Origin of the sequence: Dactylosporangium sp. NPDC000521 (genome assembly GCF_042898305.1) — a bacterium.
GTDB lineage: Bacteria > Actinomycetota > Actinomycetes > Mycobacteriales > Micromonosporaceae > Dactylosporangium.
In genome coordinates this window covers 109703-135608 of sequence record NZ_JBIAYW010000014.1, presented here as the reverse complement: position 1 = coordinate 135608, position 25906 = coordinate 109703, and the positions used below count along the sequence as shown (strand labels likewise).

At 74.7% G+C, this 25906-nt stretch carries 23 protein-coding genes; 4 read left to right on the top strand and 19 right to left on the bottom strand.

What is annotated here, in order from left to right; genetic code table 11:
• Positions 1–66: 66 nt before the first annotated feature.
• The 9 genes from ACFY3L_RS37040 to ACFY3L_RS37000 are packed head-to-tail and all read right to left on the bottom strand — an operon-like array spanning position 67 to position 10899.
• Complete coding sequence (locus ACFY3L_RS37040; protein WP_389335189.1) at positions 67–1047, bottom strand: glycosyltransferase family 9 protein; 981 nt, start codon at positions 1045–1047, stop codon at positions 67–69.
• Positions 1044–1733, bottom strand: a complete 690-nt coding sequence (locus ACFY3L_RS37035) for an SDR family oxidoreductase (protein WP_389335187.1) — start codon at positions 1731–1733, stop codon at positions 1044–1046. The genes ACFY3L_RS37040 and ACFY3L_RS37035 overlap by 4 nt, the downstream gene beginning before the upstream one ends.
• Positions 1730–3217: a PfkB family carbohydrate kinase gene (locus ACFY3L_RS37030; protein WP_389335184.1), complete on the bottom strand. Its 1488-nt coding sequence runs from the start codon at positions 3215–3217 to the stop codon at positions 1730–1732. Before ACFY3L_RS37030 ends, ACFY3L_RS37035 begins: the two co-directional genes overlap by 4 nt.
• Complete coding sequence (locus ACFY3L_RS37025; protein WP_389335181.1) at positions 3210–3890, bottom strand: SIS domain-containing protein; 681 nt, start codon at positions 3888–3890, stop codon at positions 3210–3212. The genes ACFY3L_RS37030 and ACFY3L_RS37025 overlap by 8 nt, the downstream gene beginning before the upstream one ends.
• Complete coding sequence (locus ACFY3L_RS37020) at positions 3887–5101, bottom strand: glycosyltransferase (RefSeq protein WP_389335179.1); 1215 nt, start codon at positions 5099–5101, stop codon at positions 3887–3889. Before ACFY3L_RS37020 ends, ACFY3L_RS37025 begins: the two co-directional genes overlap by 4 nt.
• Complete coding sequence (locus tag ACFY3L_RS37015; protein WP_389335176.1) at positions 5086–6060, bottom strand: glycosyltransferase; 975 nt, start codon at positions 6058–6060, stop codon at positions 5086–5088. The genes ACFY3L_RS37020 and ACFY3L_RS37015 overlap by 16 nt, the downstream gene beginning before the upstream one ends.
• Positions 6057–7667 carry an HAD-IIIA family hydrolase gene (locus tag ACFY3L_RS37010; protein WP_389335173.1) on the bottom strand — a complete coding sequence of 537 codons (1611 nt, stop codon included), beginning with the start codon at positions 7665–7667 and terminating at the stop codon, positions 6057–6059. The genes ACFY3L_RS37015 and ACFY3L_RS37010 overlap by 4 nt, the downstream gene beginning before the upstream one ends.
• Complete coding sequence (locus ACFY3L_RS37005; RefSeq protein ID WP_389335170.1) at positions 7664–9082, bottom strand: glycosyltransferase family 2 protein; 1419 nt, start codon at positions 9080–9082, stop codon at positions 7664–7666. The genes ACFY3L_RS37010 and ACFY3L_RS37005 overlap by 4 nt, the downstream gene beginning before the upstream one ends.
• Positions 9079–10899, bottom strand: coding sequence for a carbamoyltransferase (locus ACFY3L_RS37000; RefSeq protein ID WP_389335167.1), 1821 nt, complete (start codon positions 10897–10899; stop codon positions 9079–9081). The genes ACFY3L_RS37005 and ACFY3L_RS37000 overlap by 4 nt, the downstream gene beginning before the upstream one ends.
• 50 nt (positions 10900–10949) lie before the next feature.
• Here ACFY3L_RS37000 and ACFY3L_RS36995 point away from each other — a divergent pair, with 50 nt between their 5' ends.
• Positions 10950–12350: an aldehyde dehydrogenase family protein gene (locus ACFY3L_RS36995; RefSeq protein ID WP_389335468.1), complete on the top strand. Its 1401-nt coding sequence runs from the start codon at positions 10950–10952 to the stop codon at positions 12348–12350.
• Here the strand turns inward: ACFY3L_RS36995 and ACFY3L_RS36990 are convergent.
• From ACFY3L_RS36990 to ngcE, 3 genes are all read right to left on the bottom strand, one after another.
• Positions 12301–12813, bottom strand: coding sequence for a hypothetical protein (locus ACFY3L_RS36990; RefSeq protein WP_389335164.1), 513 nt, complete (start codon positions 12811–12813; stop codon positions 12301–12303). The two genes, ACFY3L_RS36995 and ACFY3L_RS36990, sit on opposite strands and share 50 nt — an antisense overlap.
• Positions 12814–13021: 208 nt before the next feature.
• The gene (locus ACFY3L_RS36985) at positions 13022–14623 is read right to left on the bottom strand and encodes a methyl-accepting chemotaxis protein (RefSeq protein ID WP_389335161.1); all 1602 of its coding nucleotides are present in this window, start codon (positions 14621–14623) and stop codon (positions 13022–13024) included.
• Complete coding sequence (gene ngcE, locus ACFY3L_RS36980; protein WP_389335158.1) at positions 14623–15990, bottom strand: N-acetylglucosamine/diacetylchitobiose ABC transporter substrate-binding protein; 1368 nt, start codon at positions 15988–15990, stop codon at positions 14623–14625. The genes ACFY3L_RS36985 and ngcE overlap by 1 nt, the downstream gene beginning before the upstream one ends.
• A 109-nt stretch (positions 15991–16099) precedes the next feature.
• On the opposite strand from ngcE, the gene ACFY3L_RS36975 reads away from it, so the two are divergent.
• Positions 16100–17002, top strand: coding sequence for a TrmH family RNA methyltransferase (locus ACFY3L_RS36975; protein ID WP_389335155.1), 903 nt, complete (start codon positions 16100–16102; stop codon positions 17000–17002).
• Between the two features lie 37 nt (positions 17003–17039).
• Here the strand turns inward: ACFY3L_RS36975 and ACFY3L_RS36970 are convergent, their stop codons facing one another.
• From ACFY3L_RS36970 to ACFY3L_RS36950, 5 genes are all read right to left on the bottom strand, one after another.
• On the bottom strand, positions 17040–17762 hold the full coding sequence (locus tag ACFY3L_RS36970) for a hypothetical protein (RefSeq protein WP_389335152.1): 723 nt from the start codon (positions 17760–17762) through the stop codon (positions 17040–17042).
• Between the two features lie 8 nt (positions 17763–17770).
• Entirely contained in the window at positions 17771–18355 is a 585-nt protein-coding gene (locus ACFY3L_RS36965) for a signal peptidase I (RefSeq protein WP_389335149.1), read from the bottom strand.
• A gap of 43 nt (positions 18356–18398) precedes the next feature.
• Complete coding sequence (locus ACFY3L_RS36960; protein ID WP_389335147.1) at positions 18399–19253, bottom strand: carbohydrate binding domain-containing protein; 855 nt, start codon at positions 19251–19253, stop codon at positions 18399–18401.
• A 90-nt stretch (positions 19254–19343) separates the two neighbouring features.
• Complete coding sequence (locus ACFY3L_RS36955) at positions 19344–20441, bottom strand: SPFH domain-containing protein (protein WP_389335144.1); 1098 nt, start codon at positions 20439–20441, stop codon at positions 19344–19346.
• Positions 20442–20446: 5 nt separating this feature from the next.
• Entirely contained in the window at positions 20447–20875 is a 429-nt protein-coding gene (locus tag ACFY3L_RS36950; RefSeq protein WP_360566224.1) for an NfeD family protein, read from the bottom strand.
• Positions 20876–21059: 184 nt separating this feature from the next.
• Here ACFY3L_RS36950 and ACFY3L_RS36945 point away from each other — a divergent pair, with 184 nt between their 5' ends.
• Positions 21060–22385: a serine hydrolase domain-containing protein gene (locus ACFY3L_RS36945; protein ID WP_389335141.1), complete on the top strand. Its 1326-nt coding sequence runs from the start codon at positions 21060–21062 to the stop codon at positions 22383–22385.
• A 54-nt stretch (positions 22386–22439) separates the two neighbouring features.
• Here ACFY3L_RS36945 and ACFY3L_RS36940 read toward each other — a convergent pair whose 3' ends face one another.
• Positions 22440–23258 (bottom strand): DUF3097 domain-containing protein, encoded by an 819-nt coding sequence (locus tag ACFY3L_RS36940; RefSeq protein ID WP_389335138.1) that lies wholly within the window; start codon positions 23256–23258, stop codon positions 22440–22442.
• Positions 23259–23333: 75 nt separating this feature from the next.
• Between ACFY3L_RS36940 and ACFY3L_RS36935 the strand changes: the two genes are divergently transcribed.
• The gene (locus tag ACFY3L_RS36935; protein WP_389335135.1) at positions 23334–24119 is read left to right on the top strand and encodes a hypothetical protein; all 786 of its coding nucleotides are present in this window, start codon (positions 23334–23336) and stop codon (positions 24117–24119) included.
• 989 nt (positions 24120–25108) lie between these two features.
• Here the strand turns inward: ACFY3L_RS36935 and ACFY3L_RS36930 are convergent.
• The gene (locus tag ACFY3L_RS36930) at positions 25109–25888 is read right to left on the bottom strand and encodes an HAD-IIA family hydrolase (protein WP_344502933.1); all 780 of its coding nucleotides are present in this window, start codon (positions 25886–25888) and stop codon (positions 25109–25111) included.
• Positions 25889–25906: the final 18 nt, after the last annotated feature.

The following is a 25906-nucleotide window of genomic DNA, read 5'->3' as shown; positions in this document are numbered from 1 at the left end:
TACTCCTTCCGCGCTCGGTTCGATGCGACCCCGGCCCCTGCCCGCGCCGCCCCCCGCCGAAGCACATCACCGGCGCGCATCCACCGTCCCGATCGACGTCGCGCGATCCGCGGTGAGGACCTGAGCGGCGCTGGTCAGGACCTCGCCGGGGGTGATGCGCAGCAGCGCCGGGTGGGGGTCGCCGGACGGGGCGTCGCCGGGCTCGGACCGGGTGCCGTGCCAGATCGCGTGATGCCGGGGGCGGCCGGCGGGCGGGCCCCAGCGGGCCGGGGACATCGGGCCGAACAGGATCACCGACGGGGTGCCGAAGGCGGTGGCCAGGTGGGCCGCGCCCGTGTCGCCGCTGATCAGGAGGCGGGCGTGGGCGATCAGGGCGGCGAGGCCGGCCGGCCCGGTCCGGCCCGCGAGGACCGCGGCGGGCGGGAGGCCGGCCGCGCCGGCGACGGTGGACGCGACCCGTTCCTCGCCCGGGCCACCGGTCACCACGACCCGGTGGCCGTCCGCGGCGAGCCGCCGGGCCACCGTGGCGAACCGGTCGGTGGGCCAGCGGCGCAGGCCCGACTTCGCGCCCACGTGGAGCACCGTCGCCCCACCCGCGAACAGCGTGGGCGGCGCCGGCAGGTCCAGGTCCGACGGGTCCGACGGGACACCGTGCCAGGCCAGGAGGCGGCACCAGCGGGTCACCTCGTGCTCGTCGTCCTCCCAGCGCGGGCCGTCGCCGTGGCCGGCCTCCGGGCAGGCGAAGGCGAGCAGGCGGCCCGGGGCCGCGGCCCGCAGCAGGAGATGGGACTGCGGGCCGCGGCCGTGCAGGTTGACGGCCACCTCGGGTGGTGGGGCTACCCAGGGCTTCGGGGTGAGATCCTCGACCGGCAGGTGGGCGTCGACGGCGCCGACCAGGCGCACCAGCGGGGCCAGCCAGGCCGGTGCGGCCAGCGTGAGCCGGTGCCGCGGGTACGCCGCCCGCAGCCCGCGCAGCGCCGGCACCGACGTGACCAGGTCGCCGATGCCGAGGGCGCGCAGGACGAGCAGGGCCGGGGGGCGGGTCACGGGTAGGACGTCTCCGTCTCCGCGCAGACCACCATCTCCCGGACCGCACAGCCGGCGGGCTGGGCGAGCGCGAACATGACGGCCGCGGCGACGTTCGCGGGGTCGTTGAGGATCGCGTCGGGGCCGGGCTTGTACCGGTCGTCGCGGTCGTCGAAGAACTTCGTGCGCATGCCGCCCGGGACGACGAGGGTCACGCCGACGTCGCCGGCGAGCTCGGCGGCGAGGGCACGGGTGAAGCCGACGACGCCGAACTTCGCGGCGCAGTAGGCCGTGGCGTCGCTGACCGCCTTCACGCCCAGGGTCGAGGCGATGGTGACGACGGTGCCGTGCGTCTCGCGGAGCGCGGGGAGCGCCGCCCGTACGACTGCCGCCGTCGCCAACAGGTCCACGGCCACGATCCGCTCCCAGACCTCCCCGGGGACGTCCTCGAGGCGGCCGGGGACGTCCATCCCGGCCGCGGTGACGACGCCGTGCAGGCCGCCTGCCCGCTCGACGGTCTCGCGGGTCGCGGCCTCCGCCGCGCGGGTGTCGGCGAGGTCGCACCCGACCCAGGGGACGCCGTCCGCGGGCGCCTGCCGGTCGATGACGAACGGCCGCCCGCCGGACTTTGTCACCGCCGTCACGACCGCCGCACCGAGGCCGCTGGAGCCTCCGGTGACAAGAACCGCGGGTCCTGCTTGGCTCATGCCTTCTCCTTCGATCGCTGGGTTTCTGGATGCTGTGCGGCGGTGATGAGGCGGGTGGTGGAGCGGCCGGCGAGGTAGGGGACGGTGATGGTCTGCCCGCCGTGCTGCGCCACGACCTCCGCCTCGGGCAGGTCAGGGCCGCCGGCGGCGTAGTCGCCGCCCTTGACCCAGATGTCCGGGCGCAGCCACGACAGCAGCGCCGCGGGGGTGGGCTCGTCGAAGACGGCCACGGCGTCGACGCAGCCGAGGGCGGCCAGCAGGCGGGCCCGGTCGGCCTGCGGGTTCAGCGGGCGGTCGGGGCCCTTGAGCGCCCGCACGCCCGCGTCGGAGTTGAGGCAGACGACGAGGCAGTCGCCGAGATTCCGGGCCGCCTCCAGGGTCGCGACGTGCCCGGCGTGCAGCAGGTCGAAGCAGCCGCCGGTGGCGACCACCGTGCCGCCGCGGGCCCGCACGTCCGCGACGATCCGGCCGGCCTCGTCCAGGCCGACCGGTGCCGGCGCTGCGGCGGGCGGCTCCGCGACGGCCGGCGACACAGCCGGTGACACAGCCGGTGGAGCGGCCGGGGACCAGGCCGATGACGCCCCACCGGCGGCGACGAACGCGGTGGCCCCGGCGACGGCCTCCTGCACCGCCTCCGACACCAGCGCACCGTGGGCCAGGGCGAGCGCGGCGGTGGCGGCGAACCGGTCCCCCGCGCCGCACGTGTCGCCGTCCGCGCCGGCGGGTGCCGGGACGACGAGCGGGGTGGGGCCGGCCTGGCACAGCACCGCGCCGCCGGCGCCCATCGTGACGGCGACCGCGGCGGCCTGCCAGCGGTCACGCAGGACGCCGGCGCCCCGCACGGCCGTGGAGAGCCGGCTGCCCTTGCCGGCGTCGCCGCTGAGCGCGCGCACCTCGGCGAGGTTGGGCGTGGCGAGCCGGACGCCGGGCACCGGCACCGCGCCGTGCGGGTGCGGGTCCCAGACGATCGGCGCGGTCGCCGCGCTCAGTGCGGCCCGGACGGCCGGGTGGCCGGTCAGGCCGCGGCCGTAGTCGCTGACGAGGATCGCCGAAGCGTCCCGCAGGACCGCGAGGGTCGCCTCGGACGGGTCGCGGGGCGGCTGCCGCGCCCCGCCGCGGTCCAGCCGCAGCAGCACCTGCCCGCCGGCCCGCAGCCGGATCTTCTCGGGCGTCGCGCCCGGCAGGTCGGCCGCGTACACGGCGACGCCGGCGGCGTTCAGCAGCTCGCAGAGCCGGGCCCCATTGGCGTCCCCGGCGAGCGCCGTGACCAGCGCGACCCGATGGCCCTGACGCGCGGCGCGCAGCGCTTCCCGGATCCCGCCCTGGGCGGCGAGCAGTGCGGCCAGGCCGGCGCCGCCGGGGCGGTCGGTCGTGGCCTCCTCGTCGAGCACGGGGGCGGGCGCGTCGGGGCAGACCCGGCGGACGGCGCCGTCGACGTCACGGTCCAGCAGCGTGTCGCCGACGACGACCAGGAGCTCAGGCATGACGTTCTCCGTTGGCGTGGGCGGCGGCGAGGATCAGGTCCGGCCGCGGTGTCAGGGGTCGGCGGGCACTCAGCTGGGCCGGCCGGCCGTCGAGGACCGACGGCAGCACCCGGTCGACGTGCTCGCACAGCACGTGCACGGCGGCCAGGTGCAGCTCCTGCACGACCTGGCTGTCCGGCGACGGGCAGGCGACGACCTCGTCGCAGAGCTCCGCGAGGGGGTTGGGCGCGGGCCCGGTCAGCGCCCAGGTGTGCATGCCGCAGTCGCGGGCGGCGCGGGCCGCCGCGAGCAGGTTGGGGCTGCGGCCGCTGGTCGACAGCACGACGAGGATGTCGCCGTCGCGGCCGTGGCCACGGACCTGACGGGCGAAGAGCTCCTCGAAGCCGTAGTCGTTGCCGATCGCGGTGACCGCCGACGAGTCCGCGCACAGCGCGATGGCCGACAGCGGCCTGCGGTCGTCGCGCAGCTTCCCGACGAGCTCGGCGGCCAGGTGCTGCGCCTCGGCGGCGCTGCCGCCGTTGCCCGCGGCGAGGAGCCGCCCGCCGTGCCCGAGGGTGTGCGCGAGCCGGCCGCCCCAGCGCCCCAGCTGGGCGGCCGCGGCACGGAACGGGTCCAGCGAGGCGGCCAGCCGGTCCAGATGGCTGTCGAGCAGCGACTGCTGCGTCCCGTTCATCCGGCGAGCACCTCGCTGGCGGCGGGCTGGACCTCGCGGTAGAGCGCCTCGAGCCGCTCCGCGCCGCGGGGCCAGGTGTAGCAGCGGCGGGCCCGGTCCAGGGCGGCGGCGCTGTACGCGAGGCGGCGCATCCCGTCGTCGAGCAGCCCCCGGATCGCGGCGCCGAGGCGGCGCGGGTCGCGGGCCGGGACCAGGTCGCCGGTGCAGCCGTCGACGACGGTGTCGGTGAGGCCGCCGACCGCCGACGCGACGACGGGCACGCCGCACGCCATCGCCTCGAGCGGGGTGAGGCCGAACGGCTCGTACCAGGGCGCGGCGACGACCACGTCCGCGGAGCGGTACCAGGCCGGCATGTCCGCCGCCTGCACGGCACCGACGAGCCGGACCCGGTCGGCGACGCCGAGGGCGGCGGCGAGGTCCAGCAGGTGCCGCGCGTAGGGCTCGCTCGCAAGGTCGTCGGCGGGTGGCCCGCCGACGATGACGCACTCCGCGCCCGGCACGAGCCGCATCGCCCGGACGACCTCCTCGAAGCCCTTGCGGGGCACCAGGCGGCCGACGGTGAGGACGCGGCGCAGCCCGCGGGTCCGCGGGACGGCCGGCCCGCCGGGCCCGAACGTGCACTGGTTGACGCCGGACGGCACGACGGTGATCCGGGAGCGCGGCGCGCCCAGCCGGATCAGCTCGGCGACCTCGTCGGAGCACTGCGCCACGATCCGGTCGACGGTGCGGCACAGGGCGCGTTCGGCGCCGACGCGGCAGGCCGGGCTGGTGTCCTGGGCGCCCTGGTGGCGGCGCTTGACGCTGCCGAGCGCGTGGAAGGTCTGCACGACCGGCGCGTCGACGTGCCGCGCGGCCTCCAGGGCGGCGATGCCGCTCATCCAGAAGTGCGCGTGGACGACGTCGGGCGACCAGCCGCCGTCCAGCCACTGCCGCGCGGACCAGCGCGCGAACGCGCCCATGTGCGGCAGCAGCTCGTCCTTGGCGAGCGCCTCGGCCGGCCCGGCCGGCACGTGCACGACCGTGACGCCGCTGGCGGCCCTCACCTCGGCGGGCAGGGCGGCGCTGTCGCGGCGGGTGTGGACCCGCACGTCGTGCCCGAGCGCCGCCAGGGCGGCGGAGAGCTCGGCCACGTGCGTGTTCTGGCCGCCCGCGTCCTCGCCACCGAGCGCGGCGAGCGGGCTGGCGTGTTCCGAGATCATCGCGATGCGCACAGCGCCTCCTCCAGCAGGTGGTCCCAGTCGGCCAGGAACCGGTCCAGCCCGTGCCGGGCCAGGGCCGCCGACCGGGCGCGCCGCCCCATCCGCCGCGCCTCGTCCGGGTCCTCGATGAGCCAGTGCGCCGCGTCGACCAGGTCGTCGACGCGGGTGGACAGCACGCCGGCGTCCGGGGGCACGGCCCGCACCGCCTCCGTCGTCGCGAGCGCGAGGACCGGCATGCCGATCGTCATCGCCTCGATCAGGCTCAGCCCGAGCGACGTCCAGCGGCAGAGGTGGAGGTACGCCCGGCGCCGCGCGAGCTCCTCGTGCATCGCCGCCTGCGGCGGGTCGTCGTGCACCCGCAGCCACCCCGCGCCGAGCCCGAGGGCGTCCGGCAGGCCCGCGGTGCCCATGCCGAACACGTCCAGCGGCGCCACGGCGGCGAAGCGCGGCATGAGGTCGGTCCCGGTGACCCGGCGGCGGCGCACCGGCTCGTTGGTGGCGATCGCGAGTCGCGGGAGTTCGCCGCCGTACCGGGCGCGCGGCTCGACGATGCCGTGCTCGACGACGGCGGTCCGGGTGGAGCCGCAGTCCCAGAACAGGTCGTTGAAGTGCGTCACGTGGGCGACCCGCAGATCGTCGCGGTCGGCCATCGGGTGCCTGGTGTCCGGCACGTCGCCCATGGGCGTGTTGTGCTCGACGTACACGGCCGGCAGGTCCCGCCCCGGGCGGCGGTGCAGCCAGCGCTCGGCGAGCTCCAGCTCCTCCGGCCGTTGCAGGACCACGACGTCGACGTCCGCGGCGGGCAGCCCGTCCGGGGTGACCTCCTCGACGGTGTCCGGCCACGGATACGTGCGGGCGCGTCCCCGCCCGAACGGGCCGCGGTCGTCCGTCACGGGCACCAGGTAGCGGTGCTTGCCGTGGACGAACGCCGTCGTCCACGCGCCGTGCACGTGCCAGAGCAGGATGTTCACGCGGCCTCCCGGATGAGGGTCCGGACGGCGTCGAGCACGGCCGCCGGCTCGACGGTGGACAGGCAAGGGTGGCCGGGCACCGGGCACACCGCGGCCCGGGTGTCGCGGCACGGCGCGCTCGCGTCACCGAGCCGCACGACCGGCACCCGGAACGGCGCCCACTGTCCGAAGGGGACGGTCGGGGCGTACAGGCTGACGACCGGCGTGCCGACGGCGGCGGCGATGTGGGCCGGGCCGGTGTTGCCGGCGACGAGGCAGCCGGCGCCGGCGACGATCTCCGCCAGCTCGGCCAGGGACGTGCCGCCGCCGAGGTCGACACCGCCGGCGCTCGCGACGGCCGCGGTCAGGTCGGTCTCGCCGGGGCCACCGGTGACGAGCACCCGGTGGCCTGCGGCGGTGAGGGCGGCGGTGAGCCGCGCGTACACGTGCGGCGGGCAGGCACGGGCGGGCACGGAGGCACCGGGGTGGACGACGACGTGCCGTCCGCGGCGGATCCGGGCCGGCACCGAGATCCGCAGGCGCAGGTCGTCGCCGGCCGGCGGGGCGAACCCGGCCGCCGCGGCGAGCGACAGCGCCCGCTCGGCCTCGGGGACGCCGGCCGGCACGCGGTGCCGGACGTCCAGCAGCGCACCCGGGTAGTCGTCGCTGACCGCGCTGATCCGGCCGACGCCGGCCATCCGCAGCAGCAGCGCGAGCGGCAGCGCCGACTGGTGGAACGACGTGAACACGACCGCCTCCTCGACGCCGGCCGCGGCGATCCGGTCGACCATCGCCTCGGTCGCGGCCCGGTCGACGGGCCCCGGCTCCGGGTCGATCCAGGGCAGCCGCCACTCGACGAGCTCGTCGACGCCCGGCAGCAGCTCGGCGGCCGCGCGCCCCCGCGGGCCGCACAGCATGACGACGCGGTCGGCGCCGGCGGCGACGGCCCGGACGGCGGGTCCCGTCACGAGGACGTCGCCGGCGGAGTCGGCGCGGGCGACGAGGACGCACCGCCGCCTGCGGCGCGGCTGCCGCTGTCCCGGCGGGAGGAGGAACCGCTGCCGGTGCAGGACCAGGTCGGCGGCCTCGCCGAGCGTGTTCACCACGGCGGGTGCCGACGCAACTTCGGATAGTAGCGTCTCGCGGGTCGGCACAAGAACGGCTGTCGCCCCGGCGGCCTCCGCGGCGGCGACGTCCCGGCCGATGTCGCCGACGACCACGCACCGGTCCGGGGTGGTGCCGAGCGCGGCGGCGGCGGCGATGACCATGCCGGGGGCGGGCTTGCGGCAGCGGCAGCCGGCGTCCTCGGCGTGCGGGCAGACCTGCCAGGTCTCGAACGGGCCGAGCAGCTCCTCGACGCGGGCGTTGACGGCGGCGAGCCCGGCGGGGCCGAACCTGCCGCGGGCGACGCCGGACTGGTTGGTGACGACGCCGAGGCGCAGGCCCGCGGCGCGGAGGCGGTCGAGGGCCTCCCTCGCGCCGTCGACGGGGCGCACGAGCGCCGGGTCGCCGTTGTACGGCACGTCGTGGATGAGGGTGCCGTCGCGGTCGAAGAGCACCGCGTCGAAGAGGCGGGCACCCCGCGACGCCGGAGCGGCCTCGGCGGGGCGCGGCGCCACGGCCGTCACCGGGCCACCCCGCCCCGCGCCGGGCCGGCGGCGAACGCCGCGGCGCTCGCGTCGGACGGCCGCCCGTCCGCGCCATGGCCCGCCGGTGCGGCCGGACCGCCGGGGCGGGCTCCGGCGCCTGGTCCGGCGTCCACCCGGGACGCCCGCCCGGCCGACCCGGCGTCCACTTCGGACCTGCCGGCGTCCGCGCGTGTGTCCACTTCGGACGGTCCATGCTCCGCGGTGATCCCCGCTCCGGACCGTCCGGATCCTGTGACGGTGTCCACTCCGGACCACCCGGGTCTCGAGGCGGTGCCTGCTCCAGGCCGTCCGGATTCCGCGACGGTGTCCAATTCGGACCGCCCGGGTTCGGAGGCGGTGTCTGCTCCGGGCCGTCCGGGCTCCGCGATGGTGTCCGCCTCGTGCCGCCCGGGCTCCGCGGTGGATCCCTGGGACCGCCGGGTGATCGTGGCGGGGTCCGCGATCGAGGGTCGTGGCGTCACGGGCAGCGGGAGTGCGCCGCGGCCGCGGAGCCATCCGCGGCACCACGCGGCAACCGCGACCGGCGGGATCGCGACGCTCGTCACGGTCATCGTCGCCACCTCCCGCAGGGTCCGGGGGCCGGGCAGGATGCGGGCGGCCGCGAACCGGGCCGTCCCCGCGGCCCAGACGAGCCCGGCGGCGAGCGCGCCGGCGCGTGCGCCGCGGCCACCGGTCGCCGCGGCCACGCCCGACAGGCCGATCGCGGCGAGCCCGGCGGCCGTCACCGCCGCGTGCCGGCGCCGCCGGCCGGGTGGGACGCCCAGGAGGCTGCGCCAGCGCCGGCCGTACAGGTGCCGCAGCAGCGCGTCGTCGGCGTTGCCCCGCTGGGTGCGGACGCTGACCCACGGGCCTTCGGGGCGGACGGGGTGCGTGACGGCCCGCCCGCCACGCAGCAGCCGCCATCCGGCGGCGTGGACCCGCAACGCCAGCTCGGCGTCCTCGCGGAACGCCCGCGGGAACCGCTCGTCGAAGCCGCCGGCGCCGACGAGGGCTTCCCGCCGGTACGCCATGTCGGCGGTGATCCAGGCACCGCCGGCCAGACCGGCGGTCACCCGCTCCCAGTCCGTCGGGCGGCGGCCGGCCGGCAGCGGGACCATGACCCGGCCCTGCACGCCGCCGACCGTGCCGTCGACGGTGAGGTCGTCGACCAGGCGCAGCAGCCAGTCCGGCCCGGCGACGACGTCGTCGTCGAGGAACGCGACCCACTCGTGGCGGGCGGCGCGCCACCCGGCGTTGCGGGCGGCGGCCGGGCCGCGACCCCGGCCGTCGACGGTGAGCAGCTCGACCGGGACCGGCGCGGCGGTGAGGTCGCCGAGCGACGCGATGAGCGTGCCGAGGCTCGGCCGGCCGATCGTGGGCACGACGATGCTGACGCCGTTGGGCAGGCGGCTCATCGGCCGCTCCCCGAAGCACTTCCGGGGACGCCGCCGAAGGCGCTCCCCCGGTGCACCGCGAACGGCCCGATGGCGAGGAGGTCGACCGGGGCCGACCCGAACAGCTCCATGGCCTCGCGCGGCGTGTCGACCATGGGGCGGCCGGCCGTGTTGAGCGAGGTGTTGACCACGACCGGCAGGCCGGTGCGGCGCTCGAACTCGGCGAGCATCGCCGCGACGACCGGCTCGCGCTCACGGTGCACGGTCTGGACCCGCGCCGTGCCGTCGACGTGGACGACGGCGGGGATCCGGTCCGTCCACTCGGGACGGACGCGGTGCACGAACAGCATGTACGGGCTCGGGTAGACGCCCTCGAACACGTCGGCGAAGCGTTCGGCGCGGACCATCGGCGCGATCGGGCGGAACTGCTCGCGGCCCTTCACGTCGTTCATCCGGGCCGTGGTGTCGCGGTCGCCGGGGTGCGCGAGGAGGGAGCGGTGGCCGAGCGCGCGGGGGCCGTACTCGCTGCGCCCCTGGAACCAGGCGACGATCCCGTTGCGGGCAAGGACCTCGGCGGCCTCGGCGGCGATCGACGCGGGCCTGGTGTAGGGCAGGGCCGCCCGGCGCAGCTCGGCCTCGAGCTCGTCGTCGGACCAGCCCCGCCCGAGGTCGGCCCCCGTCATCGGCGCCACGACCGGCGCCACGCCCGCGGCCGCGCCGGACGCCGCACTGAACGCCGCGCCAGACGCCGCGCCAGGCGCCGTGTCGTGGGCGGCGTCGCCGCCCGGGCAGTGCGCCGCTTCGTTGGCGACGTGCAGGGCGGCGCCGAGGGCGGTGCCGGCGTCGCCGGCGGCGGGCTGCACCCAGACGCGGGAGAACGGCCCCTCGGCGGCGATCCGGGCGTTGGCGACGCAGTTGAGCGCGACCCCGCCGGCCATCGTGAGCGTCGCGGGGCCGCCGGCGGCGTCGTAGGTCCACCGCACCAGGTCCAGCAGCACCTCTTCGAGCCTGGCCTGCACGCTCGACGCGAGGTCGGCGTGGTCGTCGGTCATCTCGGCGGCCGCCGCCCGCGGCTTCGTCAGCGCCGTCCAGTCGATCCGCTCGACCCGGAACCCTCCGTCGCCGGTGGCCCGTACGAGCTCCCGCAGCTGCGGCAGGAAGCGGGGGTTGCCGTAGGAGGCCAGGGCCATCACCTTGTACTCGTCGCTGGAGTGCAGGAAGCCCAGGTGGCGGGTCAGGTCCTCGTACAGCAGGCCCAGGGAGTGCGGCAGGCGCTGCGACGCGAGCGTCGACAGGACGCCGTCGCGATAGACGCCGGCGAGGTGGCTGGTCGCCTCGCCGCGGCCGTCCAGCACCAGGACCGCGGTGTCCCCGCCGTCCGGTGGCACGGCGAGCGCCGCCGAGGCGGCGTGCGCGACGTGATGCGGGACGAAGACCACCTGCGCCGGGTCCAGGCCCGGCAGCGCCTCGGCCAGGAACTGCGGCGCGCGGACCGCGTAGTCGACCCGCAGCGGGTCCCACGGGTCGCGCAGCCCGGTCCCGGCCAGGTCGCCGCAGCGGGCGGGGTCGAACGAGTAGGCGACCGCGTCCAGGTCACCGGGGTCGAGCCCGGCGTACTCCAGACACCACGCGGCCGACAGCTCCGGCAGCTCCCACGCCGAGAACGGCACGGGGCGCTTGCCGTGCTTCCGGCGGCTGAACCGCTCCTCCTCAGCGGCCGCGAGCACCTGCCCGTCCACGATCAGTGCCGCGGCGGGGTCATGGAAGATCGCGTTGACTCCGAGCACCTTCACGACCAGGGGCGCTACCCAGGAGAACCGCTTCGAACCAAGCAGCATCGGCGATGACGAAACGTTTGACCCGCACCGGCCGGGGAAGGGCGGCCCGGGTGGAGCAGATCGAGCAGTACATCGCCGGCGGGTGGACGCCGGGCAGCGGCAGCACGACATTCACGGTGCTGAGTCCCGTGGACGGCGCGGAGGTGAGCCGGGCACCGCAGGCGACCGCCGGCGACGTCGATGCCGCCGTGAAGGGCGCCCGTGCCGCGCTGCCCCGCTGGGCCCGCACCGCGCCGGCCGCCCGGTCGGCCGCGCTGCGGCGCGCCGCCGACGCCGTGGCGGCCGCCGCCGACCGGCTGGCCGCGCTCATGCGCGCCGAGATGGGCAAGCCCGTCGCCGACGCCCGCGAGTCGGTCGAGGCCGGCGTGGGGACCCTGCGGCAGTACGCGGAGCTCGGCCAGCTGCACGGCGGCCGCACGCTCGCCGGTGACCCCGGCGCGATCGACCTGATGGTGCGCGAGCCGCGCGGGGTCGTCGCCGCGATCACGCCGTGGAACGACCCGGTCGCCGTGTCCTGCGGCCTGCTCGGCGCCGCGCTCGTCACCGGCAACACCGTCGTGTACAAGCCGAGCGAGCGGACCCCGGCGACCGGCTGGGAGCTGACCCGGGTCCTCGCCGCGGCGCTGCCCGAGGGAGTGCTGTCGCTCGTCACCGGCGACGGGCGGGCCGGGGCCGCGCTGGCCGCGTCCCCGGACGTGGCCGTGGTCGCGCACGTGGGCTCGACCGCCGCGGGTCGCGCGATCGCCGCCGGTACCGCCGCGAAAGTGCTGCTGGAGAACGGCGGCAGCGACGCGCTCATCGTCGATGCCGGTGTCGACCCGGGATGGGCCGCGGGCCAGGCGGCGCTGGGCGCGTTCGCGAACTCCGGGCAGATCTGCGTCGCGGTCGAGCGGATCTACGTGCACCGCGACATCGCCGGGCCGTTCGTGGACGCGCTCGTCGCCGAGGCGGGCGCGTGGGCGGGACGACTCGGGCCGCTCGTCGACGCCCGGCACCGCGAGCAGGTCCACGCCCAGGTCACGGCGGCCGTCGCGGCCGGGGCGGAGATCCGGTGCGGCGGCGAGATCCCGCCGGGCGCGGGCGCCCACTACCCGCCGACCGTGCTGACCGGCTGCACGGACGAGATGGCCGTCGTCGCCGAGGAGACGTTCGGCCCGGTCGCGCCCGTGGTGGTGGTCGACGGGTTCGAGGCGGCCCTGGATCGCGCGTCCCGTTCGGCGTACGGGCTGGCGGCGACCGTTCTGACCGGCTCGATGCACCACGCGCAGACGGCCTGGCGCACCCTGGACGTCGGCACCGTCAAGGTCAACGCGGTCTTCGGCGGTGCCCCGGGCGGCGCGGCCCATCCTCGGCGCGGCAGCGGCCAGGGGTTCGGCTACGGCCCGGAGCTGCTCGACGAGTTCACCGCGGTGAAGGTCGTCCACCTGGAGCAGCCCCCGACCGGCTGGTGACGCGGGACGCACCGCGGCGACGACCTCCGAACGGCTGGCGGGCGCGGCCACGGAGCTGAACCGCGCCGCGCCCGTGCAGGTGAGGACGCCGACGGCGCCGGCGAGGAGGAGCGCGCCGCCCGGCGAGCAGCGCCCCGGCGACGGTGCCGGCGGCGAAGACGGTGGACAGGGCGCCGTAGCCGGCGGGGCCGGCGGCGAGCGGCCCGTCGCTCATCGCCGGCATCGTCACCTGGTAGTTGCGGCCGAGGCTGCCGAGCACCAACGCGACGGCGAAGGTGACGAGCACGACCGGCTGGGTGGCGAGGTACCTGAACCCGTCCCGGACCGCGCCCCTCGCCCGGGTGCCGGCCGACGCGCCCGGACGGGGCTCAGTGTCCGCGGAGACGAGCGGGTGCAGCTCGGTCGCGCGGATGGCGGAGCCGGTACATAGGACCTGGCTCCGCCACAGTTGGGTCGATCGCACGGTTCTCCGCCCTGGAACGCGCTGATCGCCGATCCGGAGCGGTTGGTCGCGTCCACGCTGGTGGCGCGGGAGATGGTAAGCGCTGATCCGAGCTCAACCGTGCCTGCGCGGGCGTCCCAGCCGCGATGCGGGTAGCCGTCGCGCCGGTTCGCTCGCGTTGCCGCCGCGCATGAGCTGCCTGGTGAGACGGCAGACGGGCCGGCGGGACTCAGGTCCGGAAGCGGCCGACCAGTTGGGTCAGGCGCGTCGAGACCTGGGTCAGCTCGCCGGCGGCGCCCGTCACCTGGCTGATGCCGTCCGCCGTCACCTGGGCGATGTCGGCGATGCTCCGCACGCTCCCCGCGATGCTGATGGCGCTGTCCGCCGCGCCCCCGATGTGCGTGCCGATGCTCGACGTGCTCGCCGACTGCTGCTCGACGGCGCTGGCGATGCTGCTCTGGTAGGCGTTCACGGTGCCGATCACCTCGCCCGTCGCGCTGATCGCCTCGACGGCGCGGGCCACGTCACGCTGGATGGCGGCGATGCGGGACGTGATGTTCTCGGTGGCCTCGGCGGTCTGCTGCGCCAGGGCGCGCACCTCGTCGGCGACCACGCCGAAGCCTTTGCCTGCCACGCCGGCCCGCGCGGACTCGATGGTGGCGTTCAGCGCGAGCAGGTTGGTCTGCTTGGCGATCGCGCTGATCATGCCCAGGACCTCGTTGATCGCCGCCGAGGACTCGCCGAGGCGGGTGACGGTGGCCGTGGCCTCGTCGGCGCGGGCGACGGCGTCGGCCCCGGCGGTGCTCGCCGCGGCGGTGCTGCGGGCGATCTCGTTGATCGAGCTGCCCATCTCGTTCGCGCTGGCCGAGACGGTGTGGACGCTCTGCGAGACCTCCTCCGCCGCCCCGGCCGCGGCCTGGGCCTCGGCGTGGGTGCGCTCGGCGTTCATGGTCATGCCGGCGCTGATCACCGACAGCTCGTGCGCCGCCGCCGAGGCCGTGTCGGCGGTCTCGGCGATCTCACGGACCAGGCGGGCGATGTTGTCGGCGAACCGGTTGAAACGCTTCGCGAGGTCGCCGACCTCGTCGCGGCGGGTCTCGTCGACGCGGCGGGCCAGGTCGCCGTCGCCCTCGGCGATCTCGGCGATGCGCTCGGAGAGCAGGTTGATCGGGCGGACGATGCCGCGGGTCAGCCACAGCGAGACCATCAGCAGCAGCACCGCGGCGACGAGCGTCCCGCCGAGCACGGTGCGCTCGGTCGAGGCGACGACGGAGTCCGACCTGGCCTGCAGCGCGGCGATGCGCTGCCGCTGCGCGTCGAGGAGCTTGCCGGTGACGCTCTGCACGCCGGTCGTGAGCCGCTGGGCCCGGTCCGCGTCGGCGACCTCCCGGGCGGCGTCGAAGCCGCCGGTCTGGCGGGCCTGCACGACCCGGTCCATGAGCGCGAACCGCGCGTCGAGCAGCGGGCGCAGCTCGCGGATGCGGTCGCGCTGGGCCGGGTCGGTGCCGAAGCGCCGGGCGAGGTCGGCGAACTTCGCGGTGGCGGCGTCCTGCGCCTGCTGGTGCGCTTTCAGGTCGGCGTCGGCGCCGGAGACGAGGAACGCCTGCGTGCCGCCGGAGGATGCCTGCAGGGCGTTCCACAGCTCGTCGAACTCCGACATGAGCGTGTGCGCCGCCTCGACCTGACGCTGGTCGTCGGTGAGCCGCAGCGTGTTGCGGTACGCCACCGCGCCCACGGCGATGAGCAGGACCAGCGCCACCGCGAACCCGGCCAGCAGCCGCCGCCCGATCGTCCAGCGGATGTCGCGCAGTGCCCCGGTCAAGCCCCCCATCAGGCGTCCCTCCGGAACTTCGTGATGGAGCTGTCCCGGGCGACCCCGTCGGCGGCGGCCTGCATCCGGGCCGCGAAGTCCGCGGGGCGCTTCAGCGCGCCGGACATCACGTCGGCGATGGTGGCCTGCCAGGCCTTGTCCAGCGCGCCGTACCAGTCGTTGAACTTCCAGGTCATGAGGTTGTTCCCGGCGCCCTTGACGACCGCGTTGGCGGACGCGAGGCCGCTGGAGCCGGCGACCCCGTCGGCCGAGCCCTTCCGGCTGGCCAGGGAGTTCGTGAGCTCGCTGAAGCGGCCCGCGCCGGCCTTGGACAGCATGACGCGCAGGTACTCCAGCCCCCCGGCCTTGTTCTTCGCCATCGTCGGCACCGCGAACGCGCCCGAGGCGCCCGCCCGCGCCGATCCGTAGGGCATCTTGTCGCCCGCGCCGACGCTCCACACCGGCACGATCGTCAGCTTCACCGACGCCGGCAGCGTCGCCTTCATCTCGTTCTCCAGCCACGTGCCGCAGGGCAGCATCGCCGCCCGGCCGTCGATGAGCGCCTGCTGCGACTCGGTGTGCGACAGCTTGTCGCTGCCGGCCAGCACGAAGCCGCGGCCGACGAGTTCGATCGCCAGCTCCACCGAGGCGAGCACGGCCGGGTGCTGCCAGGCGCCGGGCTCGAGGTTGTCGATCGCGACCGCCGCCGCTGCCCCGCCGGCCTTGTGGATCCAGTCGGCGATGGTCCAGCCCATGTAGTACGGGTACTTCCCGGCATGCGCGAACGGTGCCACCCCGGCCGCCTTGATCTTCGGGGCCAGCTCCAGGAACTGCTCCCACGTCTGCGGCGGCGACCAGCCGGCCGCCTGCCAGCGGGCGGCGTCGTAGAACAGGCCGAAGACGGTGTACATGTAGTTGAGCCCGTACACCTTGCCGTTGAACGTCCCCGACTCCACGGTCCCGGGCAGCAGCGTGTCGCGCACCTTCACGCCGGCGTCGTCAAGGCTCGGGCTGTCCAGCAGCTCGGTCAGGTCCAGCAGGGCACCGTCGTTGACGAGCTCGCCGATCGTGAACTGGTCCGCGCCGTCGTTGTTCACCACGTCGGGCGGGTCGCCGGAGTCGAAGCGGCCCTGCAGGTCACCGGCGATCTTCTTCGTCGACGTGTGCTTGATCTGCGCCCGGGGGAAGCGTTTGCGGTACAACGCCTCGTGCGCCTTGGCATAGTCGTCACCGAAGCCGCCGTTGAAGATCACCACCTCGAGCGCGCGCTCCGGCGCGATCCCGAACGGGTCGAGGGCGGCCGTGGGCGAGTCGCTGTCGCCGCATCCTGCGAGCAGCCCCGCGGCCGGCAGGGCCGCCGCCGCGCCGAGCAGCGTGCGTCGTGTCAAGTGGTCCACGCACGTCTACTCGGCCGGGAACCCCGCCGCTTGAGCATTCGCGGCCCACGTCAGGACTTCGGAACGCCGCTGGTCGTATCGCCATTTAGCTGAACGACACATGTCGGGCCGTCCGTCCATGCCGGGCCACCCACCTCGCACCGTGGCGGCGGCTGCTCGCGGGGTCGTGGCGCAAGGCAGAATCGACCGGGTGCTGAGCGCGACAACGATCATTGACCAGGACGACGAGCGGATCGGTGACTACCGGGCGCTGACCGACGTCGAGCTGCGCACCCGGTGGGAGCCGCCCAACGGGCTGTTCATCGCCGAGGGTGAGCTGGTGCTGCGCCGGGCGCTGCGGGCCGGTTACCGGCTGCGGTCCGTGCTGATCGACAGCAAGCGCGTCAGCCAGCTCGACGACCTCCCGCTCGACGACGTCCCCGTCTACGCCGGCGACCAGGCGACGCTCGAGGCCATCACCGGGTTTCACGTGCACCGGGGGGTGCTGGCGAGCTTCCACCGCAAACCGGACCTCGCCGCGGCGGACATCCTCGCGAGCGCGCGGCGGGTCGCGATCCTCGAGGACGTCAACAACCACACGAATCTCGGTGCGCTGTTCAGAAGCGCGGCAGCGCTCGGCATGGACGCCGTCCTGCTGTCGCCGTCCTGTGCCGACCCTCTCTACCGGCGCAGTGTCCGGGTCAGCATGGGCGAGGTGTTCGCGGTCCCCTACGCCCGGCTGGAGCCGTGGCCGGGCGCGCTCACCGAGGTGCGGCAGGCCGGCTTCACCGTCCTCGCGCTGACCCCGGCCGCGGACGCGGTGGCCATCCACCACCTCACGCAGGCGCAACGAGCCCGTCCCGCGCTGCTGCTCGGGGCCGAAGGTCCCGGCCTGACGGCCGCGGCGCTCAACGCCAGCGACGCCCGCGTCGTCATCCCGATGCGCCGGGGCGTCGACTCGCTCAACGTCGCCAACGCCGCGGCCGTCGCCTTCTGGGAGCTGACGAGAAGCGACGACGAGTAGCCGCCGGCGACCGCGGTCGGTGCGGCGGCAGCGCCGGTCAGCTGCGCGCCTCCCACGTGATCTTCACGACCGCGACGGCGCCCATGGCCGAGCTCGGCGTGTCGGTGGCCATCCGGTAGTTGAACCGGAAGACCGTCGTGCTGGCGACGCCCGCCGCCGGGGTCCACCCGGAGGACACGCTCGTGGTGCCGGCCGCGCTGTACGTGCTCTTCGCGGTGAAGTCGGACAGCATGCGCCCGGCGGTGATCACCGTGTCGGCCGTGTTGCCGAAGATCGTCGTGCCGGACAGGCCGGTGCAGGACGCGCCGGAGCCGAAGATGCCGGAGCCGGCCGCCTTCTCGACGCTCCAGTTGATGTACGGTGTCGTGCCGCCGCCACCGCTGCCCGGCGTGTCGGTGGCGTCCCCGGCGGCGACGTAGAGCTGCACCGGCGCCGACGGGGTCACGGTGCCGGTCCACGACACGGTGATGCACGCGGAGCCGCTGGCCCCGGGGACCAGGCCGGGAACGTTGAACATCGCGGTGTCGCTGTCGTTGTCGGTCAGCGTCAGAGCGCCGACGGTGAACGAGTTGCCGGGGTTCGCCGTCGCGGTGATGAACGCGGCCGACGATGCCTGGTAGACGACGGCACCGGTCGCCGTCACCGCGGCGGCGACGGCCAGCGCTCCGGCCAGCGGGGACCGGCGCGGGCGGCGCCGGGCGCGGTGCGATGCGATGCGCCTGCCTCCGCTGCGCCGCCGCAGTCTCGAGTCCTTCTCCACGATGCCTCCTAGTCGTACAACGGCTCCGCATCGGCCGACGACCGCCGGGCATGAGGCTGTTCGCCGGACTCGGTGTGTCGCGCCCACCACAGCAGCGCGAGCGCGGTGGCCAGGGTCGCGACCCGGCCGTACTGCCCGTCGCGCCACCACAGCGCGGGCAGGCCGACCCACGGCACGCGGAGCCGGGCCACGCCGGTCACGTCGCCGGCAGGCACGACCGTGCTGTCCGCGGCCGGGTTGTCGTCGCCCTTGGTCACAAGGGTCCGGTCGGGGCGGACCTCGACGATGCGGTGCATCAGGTGGCGGCCGTCCCGGGCCGGGTCCCGGAAGCGCACGACGTGACCGGGTGTGAGGCGGCCGGGCTCGGCCGGTGCGCAGATGACGACGTCGCCCGGCGCGATCGCGGGCTGCATGGACCCGCTGAGCACCACCGACGAGGACCAGCCCAGCACCATCGGCACCAGGGTCACGGCGAGCATGCTGAACACGAAGCCCAGCACGCCCGCGGCGACCGGCTGGACCAGCACCCGCCAGTCCGGCCACCGGAGCCACGGCGCGGGGGCGGAGGCGGGCCGGGCATGCAGAGCGGTCATACCCTCGATCGTCGGCACGCGGGCGGCCGACCTGAGCCGCGGCTCAGGCGAGGCTGATGTCGTCGGCGTAGACGTCGTACGTGGCGCCGCCCGTGCCGATGGCCAGCGTGACCGTCGTCGCGGCGCCCGAGTTGAAGGTCACCGACACCTGGTGCCATGACCCCGCGGTGCCGCTGCCCTGGACGCTGCCCAACACGGTCGACCCGTACAGGCCGGCACCGCTGATCACCCGCAGCAGCGCGCTCGTCGAGCCGGTGCCCGGCGCGGTGTACGCCCAGGTCGAGAACGTGTAGGAGGTGTTCGCCGCGACCGTGACCGAGGTGTAGATCTGCATGCTGACCGGCACCCGGACGGCGGCCGCGCCCTGGTGCACCGGCGAGGAGACCGTCTGGGCGAAGGCGCCGTTGGTGTCCAGCCGCCACGGCGCGGCGTCGGAGCCGGACTCGAAGCCGGGGTTGGTGAGCAGGTTCGTGGCGCAGCTCACCGCGACCGTGCCGGTCGCCGCGGCGGACGTCCAGCCCGACAGGTACGAGAACACGCGGTAGGTGTACGTCTGCCCGCTCGCCATGCCGGTGTCGGTGGCGCTGGTCGCGGCGGTCTGCACGGTGTTCTGGGTCGCGCCGGACAGCTGCCGCTGCAGCCGGTACCCGGTCGGCGCCGACCCGCCGGAGCCGGCCGTCCAGGCGGCGTTGACGCTGGGCGTGCTGCCGGCGCAGGCCGCGCTGAGCGTCAGTGCCGTCGGCGCGGCGAGCGAGCCGACCGCCAGGCGGTTGCCGGGGTTGGCGGTCGCCCCGCTGAACGCCGCGTCCGCCACGCTCCACGTCGCCAGCGGCGCGGCGGCCAGGACGGCGGTGGCCGCGGCACAGCCCGCCGACCGCCGACGCCCTCCAGCCACCATGCACTGCACTTCGGCAGCCGCGAGCCCGGCATGAGGGGCCGGCCGCCGCTGGCATCTGCGACGTGGCGGCCGCCTTCTGGCGCTCTGCCGCTACCGCTCGAGCTCGTGGGACGCTTTCTGGAACTCGGCGGTGAGCTCGGCGGCGGTCACCTGCGTGCCGGACACCTGGGCGGCGGCCGCGGCGGCCTCCGCGTTGGCGGCAGCGGCCGCGTCCTCGGCGGAGCGGCGGGCCTCGATGACGTCCTCCGACTCCTTCTCCTCGCCGGCGTTGCGCGCGACCAGGTCGGTGCGGGCGGCGTCGGACAGCTGCGCCATGCCGCCCAGGGCGCCGCCGATGCCCTCCAGGGCCCTCGTCAGCTCGACCGGCAGGATCCACAGCTTGTTGGACTCGCCGGCGGCGATCTGCGGCAGCGACTGCAGGTACTGGTACGCCATGACCTTCGAGTCCGGGTTGGCCGCGTGGATCGAGTCCACCACGGTCCGGATCGCCTTCGCCTGCCCCTCGGCGGTGAGGATGCGGGACTGGCGCTCACCCTCGGCGCGCAGGACCGCGGCCTGCTTCTCGCCCTCGGCGGTGAGGATCTGGGACTGCTTGAGGCCCTCGGCGTGCAGGATCGCGGCGCGGCGGTCACGCTCGGCGCGCATCTGCTTCTCCATCGAGTCGCGGATGCTCGGCGGCGGCTCGATCGCCTTCAGCTCCACCCGGGTGACCTTGATGCCCCAGCGGCCGGTGGTCTCGTCGAGGACGCCGGACAGGTGGCGGTTGATCTCGTCGCGGCTGGTGAGTGCCTTCTCCAGGTCGAGGGAGCCGATCACGTTGCGCAGGGTCGTCACGGTGAGCTGCTCTATGCCCTGCAGGTAGCTGTAGATCTCGTAGGTGGCGCGGACCGAGTCGACGACCTTGAAGTACAGGACGGTGTCGATCGACACGACCAGATTGTCGGAGGTGATGACGGGCTGCGGCGGGAAGCTGACGACCACCTCGCGCTTGTCGACCTTGTTGCGCACCGAGTCGATGAACGGCACCAGGATGTTGAGGCCGGGCGTCAGCGTGCGGCTGTACTTGCCGAGCCGCTCCACCACGTACTCGACCTGCTGCGGCACGACCTTGACCATCTTGACGACCGTGACGATCGCCAGGAGGGCCGCGGCGATGACGATGACCGCCAGGAACACACTCGGATCCACGTGACTCAGTCCTTCCACACCATCGCGGTAGCACCCTTGATCTCGATCACCCGGACCCGATCCCCGATCGCGAACGTCTGCGTCGCGTCGTAGGGCCGGGCCCGCCACAACTCACCGTCGATCTTGATCTGGCCGCTGTCGTGGTCGACCGCCTCGATGACGAGTGCCGTCGAGCCTTCCAGGGCCTCGACGCCCATCTGCGTGTCGCGCACGTCGCGGCGCATGTAGCGCTTCAGCGTCGGCCGCACCGCCAGGAACGACAGGGCCGACCCGGCCGCGAACACCGCCGCCTGCACCGGCACCCCGGCGCCGAGGGCGGCGGCGCCCGCCGCGGCGAACGCACCGATCGCGAACATGAGCAGAATGAACGTGGTCGTGAAGATCTCCGCCGCGACGAGCGCGGCGCCGACGACGATCCAGACGATCAGCCACAGGTCCACGCTTCGATCGTGTCACGCCGATGCACGCAACGCTCGCGTCTGATCACTCGTCTTGCCGAATCCTTGTCGATACGCGGTGCGCGTCGGCCCGGTGCACAGTTGGGGAATCAGTCGCTCCCTTCATCCCGCTCTTCGTCGCCCTGCTCGTCGCCCTGCTCGTCCCTCTTGGAGGCCTGCCGTGCCGTTGCTGCCCGAGACCGTCTCGTGCGTCGACGACCTCGTTGCCCACGCCCACGCCGGTGGCCGGGTGCCCGTCCTCGCCGCGGGGGTGGTCCGCGACGGCGCCCTGCGGCACGTCGCGACGGCCGGGCTCGACCGGCCGGTCGCCGGGCTGCAGTTCCGGATCGGGTCGATCACGAAGACGATGACGGCAGCCCTCGTCATGGCCCTGCGCGACGAGGGCAAGCTGGCCCTCGACGACCTGCTCTACCGCCACCTTCCCGGCACGCCCGTCGGCACGGTCACCGTGCGGCAGCTGCTCGGCCACGCGGGCGGCGTGCAGCGCGAGCCGGACGGCGACTGGTGGGAGCGCGCCGCCGGGGTGGACGTCGACACGTTCCTGTCCACGCTCACCGCAGACAAGGTGTCCTACCCGCCGCTGCGCGGGTATCACTACTCGAACCTCGCCTACGGGCTGCTCGGCGCGATGGTGGCCCGCCTCGGCGGCGAGGACTGGCAGTCGATGCTCGCGAAGCGGCTCCTCGGCCCGCTCCAGCTCGACCGTACGACCTGCGCCGAGGCCGAACCGTTCGCCCGCGGCTACGTCGTGCACCCGTGGCTGGATGAACTGCGGGAGGAGCCGCGGCACGACGCGGCCGCGATGGCACCCGCTGGCCAGCTGTGGTCGACGGTGGAGGACCTCGCGCGCTGGGCGGCGTTCCTTGCCGAGCCCGACCCGGCGGTGCTCGCGCCGGCGACCGTCGACGAGATGTGCGCGCCGGTCGTGCTCAGCGACCTCGACGGCTGGACCGCGGGGCACGGCCTCGGCCTGCAGCTGTGGCGGCGCGGCGAGCGGGTGTTCGTCGGCCACAGCGGCTCGATGCCCGGCTACCTGGCGGTGCTGGCCGTACACCGGCCGTCACGCACCGGGGTGGTGGCGTTCGCCAACGCGTACACCATGCGCTACCGCGACTCGGGCGGCCTCAGCGACTTCGGGCTGGACCTCCTCGGCGCGGTGCTGGACCGTGAGCCCGTGCGCGTGGCGCCGTGGCGGCCGCGCGAGGAGCCGCCGGCCGAGATCCTGCCGCTGACCGGCCGGTGGTGGTGGATGGGGCGCGAGCACGAGGTCGGCTGGGCCGGCGGCGAGCTGGTCGTGACGCCGCTGACGACGGGCGGCACGCCGTGGCGCTTCGTGCCGGACGGGCCCGCGCCGGACGTGTGGCGCGGGCTGTCCGGGGACTGCGACGGTGAGCTGCTGCGGGTGGTGCGCGACGCGGACGGCTCGGTGGTCTGCCTCGACGTCGCGACGTTCCTCTTCAGCCGGGACCCATGGCCCCTGGGTTAGACGCCCTGGTCTCCTGGTCTTGTGATCCGGCGCCTTCGTCCTCTGGGCTTCTGATCAGGCGTTCTCGTCCATGCCCTCGTCGGGCTCGGTCACGAAGTCGATGAGGCGCTCCACGGCGTTGATCAGCGGGGTCTCGACGTCCTTGTAGCTGGACACCGACGCGAGGATGCGGCGCCACATGTCGGCCGGCTCGCCCACGCCGAGCTGTGCGCAGACGCCTTCCTTCCAGTTCTGTCCGGGCGGGACGACCGGCCACTCGCGGATGCCGACGGCCTGCGGTCTGACCGCCTGCCACACGTCGACGTACGGGTGGCCCGTGACGAGGACGTAAGGCGACCGGATATTTCCGACAATTCGGCTTTCCTTGGAGTTCGGTACGAGATGGTCGACCAGGACGCCGAGCCTGGCCACCGGCCCGGGGTGGAACTCGGCGATGGCCGCGGCAAGCTCGTCGATGCCGTCCAAGGGCTCGACGACGACTCCCTCGACGCGCAGGTCGTGCCCCCAGATGCGCTCGACGAGCGCCGCGTCGTGGATGCCCTCGACCCAGATCCGGCTCCGCCTCGCCACGCGCGCCGTGTGCCCGGTCACCGCGATCGACCCTGAGCTGGTGATGGTGCGCTGCTGCCGGTGTACCGCCGCCCTCGGCTTGACGAGGGTCACCGGCTCGCCGTCCAGCAGGAACGCGGCCGGCTCCAGCGGGAAGTTACGGCGCTTGCCGTGCCGGTCCTCCAGCACCACCGCGCCGAACTGGTAGCCGACCACGGCACCGCAGAACCCCGAGTCCACATCCTCCACGACGAGGTCCAGCTCAGCGTCCACCGTCGGGACTGTGCGCCGGCGCCGCCAGTCGTTGTTCGCCAGGACGTCCATGGACGGCAAGCGTATCGGCTGACGCCCCCAGCGCCTGCGAGACATACCGGCACGTCAGCACGTACCCTTGCTCCCATGTCCCCCGCAGCACGCGCGGCGACCCTGCAGGCGCGCCGCTCGGCGCGTTTCGTGGCATGGGTCCGGGCGTGGCGCGCCGGCCTCGTGCCGTGCGACGACGCCGCCGCCGAGATCTCCGGCGACGAGGAGCACATGGTCTCCGACGTCCCCGGCACGTGGACCGACGTATCCCTCGTGGATGCGATCACCGCGCTGTCCAAGCTCCACCCGGACGAGGTCCGCCTGGTGCTCCCCGCACCCGGCGACCCCCGCGGCCTGCCGGGCCCCGGCCCCTTCAGCGGCGCCGCGCTCCTCGCCGGCGAGGGCGTCATCGCGGGCGGCCTCGGCTTCGTGCCAGAGGTCCGCCTGCACACCTCGGGCTCGGGGGACGAGTTCGAGACCGTCCGCTGGCAGGTCTTCGTCTTACCCGCGGCCGTCCCGCCCCCGCTGGACGGCCCCTCGACCGCCGAGGCCGAGGCCGAGCTGTCCGCCGAGCTGGCGACCGCGACCCGCACCCTCGCGAAGCTCGACATCGCCCAGTGGCGCCCCGAGCTCGCCGGCGCGATCGAAGCCCTCCGCAAACCCGACGGCGCCACCGACCTGCCACCCGGCTACGACCCGCGGGCCCGCCGCCTGTACGCCCGCGCGGCCATCCTGGACCGCGTGCTCGCCCTGGCCGAGCACGCGGCTCCCGGCGGCGCCATCAACGGCTACGAGGTCCAGCAACGTGACGCCGCCCTCCGCCCTCTGACCACCGCCTGCCGCCGCGCCCTGGTAGCCGCCTGCAACGCCCCCCTGATCTGAGCGCTGTAATTCCCCCCAGCCGCAAGCGGCCGGGGCCCGGCGGGGATTCTCACCCGCACCCCAATGCGCCGCTCCGCGGCGCACAGCCGCGCGTGCCGCGCTGGCTGGGATCGCGCATGCGCGCCGCATCCGGTGGTCACCCTCTACGTCGTCATGATCCGGTAGACCCTGGGCACCCAGGGGTGCACAATCTCTTCCCGATCACCCCAAACCCCCCTGTGCACAGCCAAGCCAGCGACGCGCCCGAGATGCACCGACACCGCGATCCACTGCCGCCCGTCGCCGACCCGGCCGCCGAGCCCTCCAGCGCACGACGCCGATTCCCACCCGCGGGCCTCGCTGCCTCAGCACGGCCTGCCGATGGCTCCTTTGTCCCCGTGATCCCGTAAACCTCTGTCCCCGTGATCCCGTAAACCTCGAGCACTCAGGAGCGAACACTCAGGAGGGCAGAGTGCCCAGGTCTTCCGGATCACCGAGGATGCCACCGGTGGACCCTCCGTGATCATGAGTCGGCGATCGCATGATCACGAAGCGTGCGCCGCTCAAGCCTGAGGTCGAGTGTCGCGCGGCTCCACGTCACGCGTCGCGCACAGGGCCGACGCGGCGCGCGGCGCACCCGGACCCCAGACACGGCGCGCGGCCCCACGTCGCAGGTCACACAGCCCGACGCATCGCACCCCACGCCCGGACCCAAACCCCAGACACGTCGCGCGTCACGCACAGGCCTGGCCAGTCGCAGCCCGCGTCCGGACCCGATGCCTCGTGCGGCATGCCCAGGCGCAGGTGCGTCGCGCGTGACGTCGGGCCGGGACGCGTCAGGTCGGGCCGGGCGACTGGCCGGGTTCGTCAAGCGGTCGCCGAGGCGTATCAGCGGTCACGGCAGGCCCCGGTGGTGCGCCGGCCGCTTCACTAGCACCGTACCTCAGGCCACCTAATTGATCTTCAAAGTCGTCACCGGGTCGTCGCCATCCGTAGTTGGCGCTCGAGGGTCAGACCTCGTCGATCAGGTGGGCCACCGAGGGGATGATGCGGGACGGGCGGTACGGGTAGCGTTCCACGTCCGAGACCGTCGAGATGCCGCTCAGGACCAGGATCGTCTCCAGGCCCGCCTCGAGGCCGCACAGGACGTCGGTGTCCATGCGGTCGCCGATCATGGCGGTGGTCTCGGAGTGGGCGTCGATGCTGTTGAGGGCCGAACGCATCATCATCGGGTTGGGCTTGCCGATGAAGTACGGCTCGATGCCCGTCGCCTTCGAGATGAGGGCGGCCACGGCGCCGCAGGCGGGGAGGGCGCCCTCATTGGAGGGGCCGGTGGCGTCGGGGTTGGTGCAGATGAAGCGGGCGCCGTCGTTGATGAGGCGGATCGCCTGCGTTATGGCCTCGAAGCTGTACGTGCGCGTCTCCCCCAGCACGACGTAGTCGGGCTCGGTGTCGGTGAGGATGTAGCCGACCTCGTGCATCGCGGTGGTCAGGCCGGCCTCGCCGATGACATAGGCGGTGCCGCCGGGGCGCTGCGTGTCGAGGAACTGGGCGGTGGCCAGGGCCGAGGTCCAGATGGCCGACTCGGGCACGTCGAAGCCGATGCGCCGCAGGCGGGCCTGCAGGTCGCGGGCGGTGTAGATGGAGTTGTTGGTCAGGATCAGGAACGGCTTACCGGACGAGCGCAGCCGGTTGACGAACTCCGGTGCGCCGGGCACGGGCTCGCCCTCGTGCACGAGGACCCCGTCCATGTCGGTGAGCCAGGACTCGATGGGCTTGCGTTCTCTCACGCGTACATGCTCCCTCAG

Bases quoted from the DNA above. Each gene is read 5' to 3' on its own strand.
- ACFY3L_RS37035 (WP_389335187.1), bottom strand. From the start codon at position 1,733: ATGAGCCAAGCAGGACCCGCGGTTCTTGTCACCGGAGGCTCCAGCGGC.
- ACFY3L_RS37030 (WP_389335184.1), bottom strand. From the start codon at position 3,217: ATGCCTGAGCTCCTGGTCGTCGTCGGCGACACGCTGCTGGACCGTGAC.
- ACFY3L_RS37025 (WP_389335181.1), bottom strand. From the start codon at position 3,890: ATGAACGGGACGCAGCAGTCGCTGCTCGACAGCCATCTGGACCGGCTG.
- ACFY3L_RS37005 (WP_389335170.1), bottom strand. From the start codon at position 9,082: ATGAGCCGCCTGCCCAACGGCGTCAGCATCGTCGTGCCCACGATCGGC.
- ACFY3L_RS37000 (WP_389335167.1), bottom strand. From the start codon at position 10,899: ATGCTGCTTGGTTCGAAGCGGTTCTCCTGGGTAGCGCCCCTGGTCGTG.
- ACFY3L_RS36985 (WP_389335161.1), bottom strand. From the start codon at position 14,623: ATGGGGGGCTTGACCGGGGCACTGCGCGACATCCGCTGGACGATCGGG.
- ACFY3L_RS36975 (WP_389335155.1), top strand. From the start codon at position 16,100: ATGTCGGGCCGTCCGTCCATGCCGGGCCACCCACCTCGCACCGTGGCG.
- ACFY3L_RS36965 (WP_389335149.1), bottom strand. From the start codon at position 18,355: ATGACCGCTCTGCATGCCCGGCCCGCCTCCGCCCCCGCGCCGTGGCTC.
- ACFY3L_RS36960 (WP_389335147.1), bottom strand. From the start codon at position 19,253: ATGGTGGCTGGAGGGCGTCGGCGGTCGGCGGGCTGTGCCGCGGCCACC.
- ACFY3L_RS36940 (WP_389335138.1), bottom strand. From the start codon at position 23,258: ATGGACGTCCTGGCGAACAACGACTGGCGGCGCCGGCGCACAGTCCCG.
- ACFY3L_RS36935 (WP_389335135.1), top strand. From the start codon at position 23,334: ATGTCCCCCGCAGCACGCGCGGCGACCCTGCAGGCGCGCCGCTCGGCG.